Here is a 10,843-nt window from a genome sequence, read left to right on the forward strand (position 1 = left end):
GTGGCCGGTCGGGCTCGAGCACGGGGTGCGGGGAGCAGCCCGGTGGCCCTGCCGGCGTCGTGGAGGCCGGGGCCGTTGGCGGGGCCGTTGGCGCTGTTGGCTCCGTGGCCGTTGGGGCCCCGGTCGTCGGGACCGCTACCGGGGCTACCGGGGCGGACGGCGGGCAGCAGGTGCCGGGTCCACCCCGGTGAAGGTGCGCCGGTCGTCGCCGGGTGTGGGTTCGGCGGGCGGGGCGGCGGGGCGGACGGTTCGGGCCCGGGGCCGGCGAGGGGGACGCCGTGGGCGGTGCGCAGCGCGGCGCGTGCGGCCTCTGCCGGGGGGACGCCGAGGCCGGTCAGTCGGCACATCTCCTCCAGGCGGGCGATGTCCGCGGGGGTCCAGCGCCGGTGGCGGCCCTGTTCGCGGTCGGCCGGGCCGATCGCGTAGCGCCGCTCCCAGGAGCGCAGCGTCGTCGGTGCGACGCCGAGCCGACGGGCGACCGCGCCGGTGGTGAGGGCGGCGCCGGTGGTGAGGGCGGCGCCCGCGCCCGCCGTCGGGCGCCGGCCATGGCGGTCGGCTGTCACCCGGCCCATGCTAGGACCAACAGCGCCCGTGCGTACCGTCGTTCGGCGTACGCGCGCGTCCCGCACCGAGGGCGCACCACGGCGTGCGGATGGTCACCGCCGCGCCCGTCGGGCCCGCCGAGCGCTCAGCGCGTGCCCGTCCCGCCCCGACGGCGGGCGAGCGGTGCCACCCGGGCGGCGATGACCTCCCGGGCGGCGCGGGCGCCGGACGCCAGGGCGCCCTGCACCGAGCCGGTCGCCCGGTGGTCGCCGCAGACATACCGGCCCGGGCCGATCGCGCAGCCGCGGCTCAGCGGCCAGGGCGGCACCATGGCCGGCAGCGCCGCCGGGACCGTGTGGGTGTCGATCAGCTCCCAGCCGTGGGTGTCCGTGCCGTAGACCTCGGCGAGTTCGGCGCGCAGCGTCGTCTCCCGGCCCGGGACGTCGTCGCCGAGGGCCGAGGTGGCGACCAGGGCCCGTCCGTCCGTCGCGTAGCTCGGTGCGACCTGGCTGAGGACGGCGGTGTTGAGGAACCGGCCGGCGGCGTCCAGCAGCAACGTCGGTTCACGCAGCGGCGGCCGGGACGCGGCATGGTAGTAGGTGGTCACGGTGCGGAAGTCGGGGACGGCGAGCCCGGGCAGCAGGGTCGCGGCGGTGGCCGCGTCGGTGGCCACCACCACGGTGGCGGCCGTCAGTTCGGCGCCGGACTCCAGCACCACGCCGTGGTCGGCCAGTGCCGCGACCGGGGTCTCCAGCCGCAGCGATCCGGACGGGAGCCCGTCCGCCAGCTGCTGTGGCACGGCGCCGATGCCCCGGGCCGGCAGCGTGAGGTGGCCGCGCACGAAGCTGCGCCACACCAGGTGGAACATCCTGCTGGAGGTGGCGAGTTCGTCTTCGAGGAAGACGCCGGAGAGGAAGGGCCGCAGCAGTTCCTCGACGAGCGCCTCGGAGATGCCCGCGTGGGCGAGGGCGCTGAGGGTCGTCTCCTCCACTCCTCGTTTGAGCGCGCGGGCCGGCAGCAGGGTGTCGCGTGCGGTGAGGCGGCCCAGCGCCAGCAGGTCGCCCGGGGAGGCGTCGCCGGAGGTCAGCAGCCCCGCCGCGCGGGCGGGGTGGCGGGTGGGGTTGTCCCAGCGCACCCGTCCGTGGGCGGTGTGGACCAGCACGCCCGGCGTGAACGGGTGCAGGCGCAGTCCGTACAGGTCCAGGCGCCGGGCGACCTGGGGGTAGGCGGTGTTGAAGACCTGGAAGCCGCGGTCCAGCTGGAAGCCGTGACGCCGGTCGGTCCGCATCCGGCCGCCGACGCCGTCGGACGCCTCCAGTACGGCCACCTCCAGACCGGCCTCCGCGAGATCGAGGGCGCACGCGAGGCCCGCGAGGCCGGCGCCGACGACGATGACGTCGGGGTGGTCCGGGTGGATGCTGCGAGTGGCCGTCACGGGCTCTCACCTTTCTCCGGCGCGAGCGGGCCGGGCGTCGCTTCGTCGGGCGTCGCTTCGTCGGGCGTCGTTGCCGCGGGCGCGGGCGCGGTCGCGTCGGGCGTCGCTTCGCCGGGCGCCGTCACTCCACGCCTCGTGCGTGTTTGAAGCGGGCGAGCCCGTCGGTCAGGGAGACCACCGGGTCGGGATAGTCGAACCGGGCGCGGTCCAGCCCCTCCAGCTTCCACGGCTCGTGCACCGACGCGCCCTCCAGCTCCGCGAGTTCGGGGACCCATCGTCGTACGTACGTGCCGTCCGGGTCGTAACGCAACGCCTGGCGGATCGGGTTGAGCACCCGGTTGGGGCGGGTGTCGGTTCCGGTGCCCGCCATCCACTGCCAGTTCAGCTGGTTGTTGGCCACGTCGCCGTCCACCAGCGTCTCCAGGAAGTGCCGTGCTCCCCAACGCCAGTCGAGGTACAGAGTCTTGGTGAGGAAGCTGCCGACCAGGAGCCGGCCCCGGTTGTGCATCCAGCCCTCGTGGTGCAGCTGCCGCATCGCGGCGTCCACGATGGGGTAGCCGGTGCGGCCGTCGCGCCAGGCTGCGAAGTCCTCCTCGGCCGCCGTCCCGGTGCGCCAACGGTCGCCCTTGCCGCGGTAGTCGGTGGCGGAGGAGGCCGGGCGTGCGGCCAGCACCTGGTGGTGGAAGTCCCGCCAGCACACCTGCCGGACGAAAGCCTCGGCGCCGGTGCCGCCGGCCGCGCGCGCCCGGTGCACCACCTCGGCCGGGGCGAGGGTGCCGAAGTGCAGATGCGGGGAGAGACGCGAGGTGGCGTCCCCGGCGAGGTCGTCGTGGCGTTCCTCGTAGGACGCCACGCCGTCCCGCAGCCAGGCGGTCAACTGCCGTCGTCCGGCCCGTTCTCCGCCTTCGGCCAGCGCCGTCGAGACACCGGTGACGCCGGCGCGGTCAGGCAGCGGCTCGGAGCGTGGGTCGGCCGGGACGGGGACCTTGCGCGGGGCGCCGAGCGTCGCGCGGATCTCCTCGCGTTCCCAGCGCCGGAAGTAGGGCGTGAAGACCGCGAAGTGGTCGGAGCCGGCCGGTTCGACCGCGCCGGGGGCGAGCGCGGTGATCACCGCGTCGTGCACCCGCAGGGCACGGCCGTCCTCCGCCAGCGCGGCGCGCAGCCGGTCCTCGCGGGCGTGGGCGTACGCGCTGACCCCGGCGGCGACGTGTACCTGCCCGGCGCCGACCTCCCGTGCCAGCGCGCGTACTTCAGCCGTCACCTCGCCGCTGCGCAGCACCAGCCGGCCGCCGCGTTCCCGCAGCCCCTCGTCGAGGTCGCGCAGACAGTCGGCGAGGAAGGCGAGGCGGTTGGGGGCGGCGAACCCGGCGGCGTCGACCCCGCTGTCCCGGACGAAGAGCGGTACCACCTCGTCGCACTCCGACAGCGCCGCGCGCAGCGGCGGATGGTCGTGCAGACGCAGGTCCGAGGTGAACAGGACGACCGCGACGGTCATGGAGCCACTCCTGGTTGTTCCGTTGACGCTGTGGTGACAGAGCCGGCCGGGGCGCCGGCGGAGAGGGGTCAGCCGCCGGCCGCGCCGGGGGCCGTCGGGACGGGCGCACGCGGCCCGTGCCGGTCGCCGTCGCCGTCCCCGCCGTTGTCGCCACCACCGTGCCCGACCTTGGCGCGTTCCGAACGCTCCGCCGCGCGGGCGATGTTGCGGGCCATGCCGCCGAACACGATCGAGTGGAAGGGGGAGATGCTCCACCAGTACATGTGACCGACCAGCCCGTGCGGGTGGAACAGCGCCCGCTGCGAGTAGCGGGTGCCGCCGTCCTCGTCCGTGTCGGCGCGCAACTCCAGCCAGGCCAGGCCCGGTAGCCGCATCTCGGCGCGGAGCCGCAGCAGGCGGCCCTGCTCGATCTCCTCGACCCGCCAGAAGTCCAGCGAGTCGCCGACCCGCAGCCGCTGGGCGTCCCGGCGCCCGCGGCGCAGACCGACCCCGCCGACCAGCCGGTCCAGTCCGCCGCGCAGCGACCAGGCGAGGGGGAAGGAGTACCAGCCGTGTTCGCCGCCGATGCCCTCGATCACCCGCCACAGTGCCGGGCGGGCCGCTGCGACGCGTACCGACCGCCGGTCGGTGTAGAGGCTGCCGCCGGACCAGTCGGGGTCGGTCGGCAGCGGGTCGCTGGGTGCGCCGGGCAGTGAGGCGGACGACCAGCGGGTGGTGACGTCGGCGTCCCGGACCCGCCACAGGGCGAGGGTGAGGGCGCGGTCGATCCCGATCGGTGTGCCGGCCGGGTCGGGCACCCAGCGGCTGATGTCGCGGTCATGGCAGACGACCTCGTGCCGCAGCGACTCCGTCAGCGGCTTCGCCAGCGTGGGCGGCACCGGGGTGACCAGGCCGATCCAGTGGCTGGAGAGCGTCGGGCTGAGCACGGGGACGCGCATGATCAGCCGACGGGGGAGCCGGGCCACCGCCGCGTAGCGCTGCATCATCTCCTCGTACGTCACGACGTCCGGGCCGCCGATGTCGAAGGAGCGGTCGACCTCGGCCGGCATCCGGGCGCTGCCCACCAGATAGCGCAGCACGTCGCGGACGGCGATCGGCTGGATGCGGGTGCGGACCCAGCGGGGGGTGACCATCACCGGGAGCCGTTCGGTGAGGTAGCGCAGCATCTCGAACGACGCCGACCCCGAGCCGATGATCACCGCGGCGCGCAGCACCGTCGCCGGTACCTCCGAACGGAGGAAGATCCGGCCCACCTCTGCGCGCGAACGCAGGTGCGGGGAGAGCTTCTCCTCGGGAACGCCGTCGGGGGTCAGACCACCGAGGTAGACGATGCGGCGCACTCCGGCGGTGCGCGCCTCCTCGGCGAAGATCTCGGCGGCGCGGCGGTCGGTGTCCTCGAACCCGGAGCCGCCGCCGAGAGCGTGCACCAGGTAGTAGGCGACGTCGATGCCGCGCATCGCGGCGTTGACGGAGGCGGGGTCCAGGGCGTCGCCGCGCACCACCTCGGCGCGGTCGGCCCAGGTGTGGTCGCGCAGCCGCTCGGGGGAACGGGCCATGCAGCGGACGCGGTGTCCGGCGTCGAGGAGTTCGGGGACCAGCCGGCCGCCGATGTAGCCACTGGCGCCGGTGACCAGGCAGTGCAGGGGCTCTCCTGCCGGTTCGCCGGCCGCCGGTCCGGCGGGCCCACGGGCGGTGCTCTCCGCGCCGTGGTCGCCGTCACCGTCAGTGCCGTGGTCGCCGTCATCGCCGTCGGTGATCCGCGGGTCGTTCTCCCGAGCGGTCATCGTGCCTCCAGGTCCGCGCTCGTCCTCCTGCCCACCTTGGCCCCTGGCGGCGGATTCCGCGCAGGGAGCGGGCGGACCGGCGGCCGGGGCCACCGGAGCGGGGGACACCGGCTACGCCTTCCCCGCCTGCGGCGCGGCACGCCTCGGTTCGGAGTGCGTGGGGGCGCCGCGCGCCCCGGCGCGCGCCCGGCTCCGGTAGCCGGGCATACGCGACGGCGGGCACGCGCGACGGCGGGCATACGGCGGTGTCCGCCGGATTCCCCACAGCTCCACCGCACTCCGGTAGCCGGGCCGCGATCTGACCGAAACGGGCCGCCCGCGGGCCTCCCGCCGGTGGGAACGTCACCCTCCGGGTACGCGGCGTCCACCTGCTGGTCGCACCGCGTGAGAAAGGCCACAGAACCCCCGGTGGGCGGGGCGCCCGCACGTCACCTGGCGGAAAGATGCGCCCTGCATCATCAATCGGACGCGACGGCGGGCGGGCGGCCGGCGGACGGGGAGAGGAGCGGTATGGGTGGCGTGATCGCGGGCTTCGCGACGATCTCGGTGATCATCGCGGTCGGCTACGCGGCGGGACGGCTGGACGTGCTGGGTGACAACGGGCGTCAGGTCCTCACCCGGCTCGCCTTCTCCATCGCCACCCCGGCGCTGCTGTTCACCGTCCTCGCGGAGGCCGACCTGTCGGTGATCCTCTCGGCGCCGCTGGTGGTGACCGCGCTCAGCACGCTCGCCGCCGCGCTGATCTTCGTGGTGGTCGCCGTGATCCGCCGCTGGGGCCTGGGCTACAGCACGCTGGGCGCCCTGTGCGCCAGCTACGTCAACGCGGGGAACCTCGGCATCCCGATCGCCGCCTATGTGCTGGGCGACGCCTCGCTGGTCGCGCCGGTGCTGCTGCTCCAGCAGCTGCTGATCGCGCCGGTCGCGCTGACCGTGCTGGACATCGCCACCAGCGAGGAGCGGCGCGGCGTGTGGCAGCAGGTGACGACGCCGTTCCGCAACCCGGTCGTGATCGGCTCGCTGGCGGGTCTGGCGGTCAACATCGCCGGGCTGGACGTGCCGGCCCTGGTGATGGACCCGGTGACGCTGATCGGCGGCATGTCGGTGCCCGCGGTGCTGCTGGCGTTCGGGATCTCGCTGCACGGCCGCGCGCTGCCGGCGCGCGGCCCGGACCGCTGGCCGGTGCTGCTGTCGGTGCTGGTGAAGGTGACCGTGCAGCCGTTCCTTGCGTGGGCCATCGGCTGGGGCGCCTTCGGCCTGGAGGGCGAGGCGCTGTTCGCGGTGGTCGTGGTCGCCGCGCTGCCGGCGGCGCAGAACCTCTTCACGTACGCCTCGCGCTACGACATCGGGACCACGCTGGCCCGGGACTCGGTGCTGCTGTCCACGATCCTGGCCGCTCCGGCGCTGGTGGTCGTGACGGTGCTGCTGCGCTGAGCGGCGGCGGGGCGTCCGGGCCGGGGGCAGTGCTCCGGTTCGGTGCGCCGGTTCGGTGCGGGGAGCCGCGGCCGTTGGCGGCTACGCGCCGGTGGGCACCGCGATCACCCGTTCCACCGCCGCGCGCACCAGCGCCCTGGTGTAGGGCCCCGGATCGAGCGCGTGGTGGATGGACAGCCCCTCGATCAACGCGTCCAACTGCCGTGCCGTGGAGGGCGGGAGGTGCCGTTCCAGGGAGGCCCGGCTGCGCGCCATCCAGTCGTGAGTCAGGTCGCGGAACTCCGGCCGGCGGGCGGCCAGGGTGTACAACTCCAGCGTCACCACCAGCGAGTCCGGGTCGTCGAAGACATCCTGCAGGATCAACTCGACCACCGCGTCGGCCACTTCGGCCGGGGCACCGGCGGAGGCGAGCCGCTGCTCGAACCGGTCGCTCACCCGGGTCGCGAACCGGGTCAGCGACTCGTGGAGCAGCTGGTCCATCCCGGTGAAGTGGTAGGTCATCGACCCGAGTGGGACGCCCGCGCGGGCGGCGACGCGGCGGTGCGAGGTGCCGGCCACGCCGTCGGCAGCGATCACCTCCAGCGCCGCATCGATGATGCGGTCCCGCCGGTCGGGGTCGTTACGCCGCGTGCCCATTCGCGCCAGTGTAGAGGCGACGGTGCCGGTCCTCGTTCGTCCGCGCGCCCGCCGCCCGCCGCCCGCCGCCTGACGCCCGGCGCGCGGGAAGGGCCACAGCGCGCTCGTGCGTGGGGAGTTCCGGAACGCGGCCGACCCCCGCGGACGCGCCCGGCCGCTGTGTACGATCGTACGCATGGTCTCCGCGGCTCCCGCCCTGCTGCCGATCCGCAGGTGGCGGCTCTCCCTGTTCGTCTTCATGCTGCTGGTCGGCGTCTCGATGTCGTCCTGGATCGTGCGCACCCCCGCCGTCCGTGACGCGCTTCAGGCGTCGACCGCGCAGATGGGCCTGGTGCTGCTCGGCCTCTCCGTCGGGTCGATGTCCGGCATCCTCTCCTCCGCGGCGATGGTCCGCCGTCACGGCGGACGCACCACGATGGCCGTCGGCGGCGTGCTGGTGGTCGCGGGCGTGCTGGTGGTCGGGCTGGGCAGCGCCGCGGCTTCCGCGCCGCTGGTCGCGCTCGGCCTCGGGCTCTTCGGAGGCGGCGGCGGACTGTCGGAGATCGCCGTCAACATCGAGGGCGCCGACATCGAGCGCCGCCTGGAACGCCCCGTACTCCCGGCCCTGCACGGCTGTTTCAGCGCCGGCACCGTCGTGGGCGCGCTCGCGGGCATCGTGCTGACCTACCTGCGGGTCCCCGTCGTCCTGCACCTGGGCGTGGTCTCCGCGCTCGCCGCCGTCGCCTTCGCCTGGTCGGTGCGCTCCATCCCGCCCGGCACCGGCCGTCAGTCCCTCGACGCCGGGTCCGGCGCCGGCTGGCGCGCCCAGCTCGTGGTCTGGCGCGACCGCCGGATCGTGCTGCTCGGCATGGTGGTGCTGGCGCTCGCACTCGCCGAGGGGTCGGCCAACGACTGGCTGCCGCTGATCATGGTCGACGGCCACGGGACCACCCAGACCACGGGCTCGATCGTCTTCGCCGCCTTCGCCGCGGCCATGACCTGCGGCCGTTTCATGGGCGCCACCCTGCTCAACCGGTTCGGTCCCGTACTGGTGCTGCGCGGCAGCGCCCTGGTGTCGGTGGCCGGTCTCGCCCTGGTGGTGTTCTCGCCGAACTCGGCGGTGGCCGGGGCGGCCGTGGTGCTCTGGGGGCTCGGCGCCTCCCTCGGCTTCCCCGTCACCATCTCCGCCGCCGGGGACTCCGACGACCCGGACGCCGCCGTCGCCGCCGTCGCGACCGCCGGCTACCTGGCCTTCCTGGCCGGCCCGCCCGTGCTCGGCTTCGTCGGTGAGCACGTCGGGCTGCGGGGCGCCATGCTGCTGGTGCTGGTCGTGGTGGCGACGGTCACGGTCACCTCCGCAGCGGCCCGGCCGCGCGCCGGGGCAGCTTCGGCGGACGGCGGCGACGGGGCTCCGGAACCGGTGGGTGAGCGCCCGAAGGTCTCCTGACGGGCGGGCCGGTGTCGCGGATCAGCTGGTGCCGGTATCGGCCGGAGTGACCGCGTCGAGCCATTCCAGCAGCAGGGCGTTGACCTCGTCGGCTCGCTCCTGCTGCACCCAGTGGCCGCATCCGTCGAGCAGGTGGCTGGAGACCAGACCGGGCAGGGTCCGCGGATAGGCGTCGATGGCCTCCGACATCCAGGTGGTGGAGGCGTCACGGTTCCCGCCGATGAAGAGGGACGGCTGGTGGATGGCGGCCCCGTCCCACGGCGCCAGGTCCTCCCAGTCGCGGTCCATGTTGCGGTACCGGTTGAGCGCCCCGGTCAGCCCGGTCCGCTCGAACTCCGCCGCGTAGCGGTCGAGTTCCTCTTCCGAGAGCCAGGCGGGCAGCGTTCCCGCGGCGGGGAAGCGGTCGGCCATCCGGGCGCCGGGCGGGATGAAGTGCACCGGCGGGACGTCCGCCGCTCGCATGGTGTCGGCGGAGAGCGCCCCGTACAGTCCGGCCAGCCAGCCGCGCACGTCCGGCTCGATCTCCGCCTCGGCGCGGCCGGGCCGCTGGAAGTAGCTGACGTAGAACTCGTCGTCGCCGCCGACCCGGTCGAAGAGCTCGGTGGGGCGCGGCCCGCCGCGCGGGCTGTAGGGGACGCTCAGCAGGCCGACCGCGGTGAAGGTTTCCGGGTGCAGCAGCGCGCTGTTGGCGGCGATCGGCGAACCCCAGTCGTGACCGATGACGGTCGCCGTCCGGGCCCCGAGCGCCCGGACCACGGCGACGTTGTCCGCGACGAGTTCGAGCATCCGGTAGGCCGGGATGTCCGCCGGACGCGACGAGCGGCCGTAGCCGCGCACGTCGACGGCGACCGCCCGGTAGCCGGCGCCGGCGAGCGCCGGCAGCTGGCGCCGCCAGGAGAACCACGCCTCGGGGAAGCCGTGCAGCAGCAGGACGAGCGGCCCCTCGCCCTGCTCGACGAGGTGGATGCGCCCGGCCGGGGACTCCACCAGGCGATGGACGGGTGCGGGTGCGGGGGCGCCGGACGGCGGCTGCGGCGCGGGCGGGTGGTGCGGCATGGCTCCTCCTGGACGTGCGGGGAGTGGTGGGCCGGCGGTGGCGTGCGTGGTGGGCTCCGGTCGCTGCCGGGGCGCCGCCGACTGCCGTCATCATGGTGGCCGGTCCGTGCCGGCCCCGCATCGTTTTGCCGTTTCCGCACGCACCGCCCCCAGGCGGACGCTGGACGGCCGGTCCGCGCGTGTCCGCGCGAACCGGCCGTCACCGGGTGGTGCCGTCCGTCAGGCCAGGTGGTGCACCCGCTGGGTGGTCAGCTGGTACCGCGCGGAGACGACCAGCAGCCGCCCGTCGGCGACGCGCGGGGCTATGTCCGTCTCGGCGGCCAGGCGGTCGCGGACGGCCCGGGTGTGCGCGTTGGTGGTCGCCTCCACGCGGGCGTCGCCCGTGACCGAGTGGTCGATCGAGGGGATGATCTGCTCGGCTATGTAGTCGATGTGCTCGGGCAGTTCGTCGCCGGTCTCGTCCACGTGCACCGCCGCCTTGACCGCGCCGCAGTGCTGGTGGCCCAGGGTGACGATGAGCGGGATGTTGAGCTCCAGCACGCCGTACAGCAGGCTGCCGAGGACCGCCGAGTCCAGCACGCAGCCGGCCGAGCGCACGGTCATCAGGTCGCCGAGCCCCTGGTCGAAGACCAGCTCCGGCGGCACGCGCGAGTCGATGCAGCCGAGGATCAGCGCGAACGGCTGCTGACCGGAGACCAGGGTCTGCCGGATCGTGCCCGACTCCCGCGGGTGCTGCTGCTGTTCGGCGCGCCAGCGGTCGTTGCCCAGGACCAGGCGCTTGAGCGCCTGCCGTGCCGTGACCGGGTTCGGCGCCGGGTTGGCGAACGGCACGGCGGACGCGGGCGGCACGGAGGTGGCGCTCGCGGTGGGGGAGGGGGCGGTCGTGGCGGTCGTGGCGAACGCCGGGCCGCCGAGGGCGAGCGTGGCGCCGACGGCGGCGGAGCCGGCGAGTGCCGTCCGCAGGAAGGCGCGCCGGTCGCCGCCGGTCTCGGCCGTGGTGGAGTCGTGGGTGGCGACAAGGGGGGTGGGGTGTGGGC

Annotated in this window: 9 protein-coding genes; 2 read left to right on the plus strand and 7 right to left on the minus strand. The window is 74.9% G+C overall.

Features of this window, described 5'->3' with window-relative positions:
• The 4 genes from E0D90_RS27945 to E0D90_RS18615 form a co-directional block, all read right to left on the minus strand.
• Nucleotides 1–572, minus strand: a 572-nt coding sequence (locus E0D90_RS27945; RefSeq protein WP_438827416.1) for a MerR family transcriptional regulator, incomplete at its 3' end; no start/stop codon positions are given.
• 116 nt (nt 573–688) lie between these two features.
• Complete coding sequence (locus E0D90_RS18605; RefSeq protein WP_227870313.1) at nt 689–1,978, minus strand: NAD(P)/FAD-dependent oxidoreductase; 1,290 nt, start codon at nt 1,976–1,978, stop codon at nt 689–691.
• A gap of 121 nt (nt 1,979–2,099) precedes the next feature.
• Nucleotides 2,100–3,473 (minus strand): cryptochrome/photolyase family protein, encoded by a 1,374-nt coding sequence (locus E0D90_RS18610; RefSeq protein WP_130799317.1) that lies wholly within the window; start codon nt 3,471–3,473, stop codon nt 2,100–2,102.
• A 68-nt stretch (nt 3,474–3,541) separates the two neighbouring features.
• Nucleotides 3,542–5,257, minus strand: a complete 1,716-nt coding sequence (locus E0D90_RS18615) for an SDR family oxidoreductase (RefSeq protein ID WP_130799318.1) — start codon at nt 5,255–5,257, stop codon at nt 3,542–3,544.
• Between the two features lie 510 nt (nt 5,258–5,767).
• On the opposite strand from E0D90_RS18615, the gene E0D90_RS18620 reads away from it, so the two are divergent.
• The gene (locus tag E0D90_RS18620; protein ID WP_103504644.1) at nt 5,768–6,688 is read left to right on the plus strand and encodes an AEC family transporter; all 921 of its coding nucleotides are present in this window, start codon (nt 5,768–5,770) and stop codon (nt 6,686–6,688) included.
• Nucleotides 6,689–6,769: 81 nt separating this feature from the next.
• Here the strand turns inward: E0D90_RS18620 and E0D90_RS18625 are convergent, their stop codons facing one another.
• A complete protein-coding gene (locus tag E0D90_RS18625; RefSeq protein WP_130799319.1) occupies nt 6,770–7,324 on the minus strand; it encodes a TetR/AcrR family transcriptional regulator in 555 nt (184 codons plus the stop codon).
• A gap of 175 nt (nt 7,325–7,499) precedes the next feature.
• On the opposite strand from E0D90_RS18625, the gene E0D90_RS18630 reads away from it, so the two are divergent.
• Complete coding sequence (locus E0D90_RS18630; RefSeq protein ID WP_130799320.1) at nt 7,500–8,750, plus strand: MFS transporter; 1,251 nt, start codon at nt 7,500–7,502, stop codon at nt 8,748–8,750.
• Nucleotides 8,751–8,771: 21 nt separating this feature from the next.
• On the opposite strand, the gene E0D90_RS18635 is transcribed toward E0D90_RS18630, so the two are convergent.
• Nucleotides 8,772–9,806, minus strand: coding sequence for an alpha/beta fold hydrolase (locus E0D90_RS18635; RefSeq protein ID WP_130799321.1), 1,035 nt, complete (start codon nt 9,804–9,806; stop codon nt 8,772–8,774).
• Nucleotides 9,807–10,025: 219 nt separating this feature from the next.
• On the minus strand, nt 10,026–10,843 hold an 818-nt coding region (locus E0D90_RS18640; protein WP_438827417.1), incomplete at its 5' end, for a carbonic anhydrase.

It is taken from the genome of Streptomyces otsuchiensis, assembly GCF_004305975.1.
Classification (GTDB): domain Bacteria; phylum Actinomycetota; class Actinomycetes; order Streptomycetales; family Streptomycetaceae; genus Streptomyces; species Streptomyces otsuchiensis.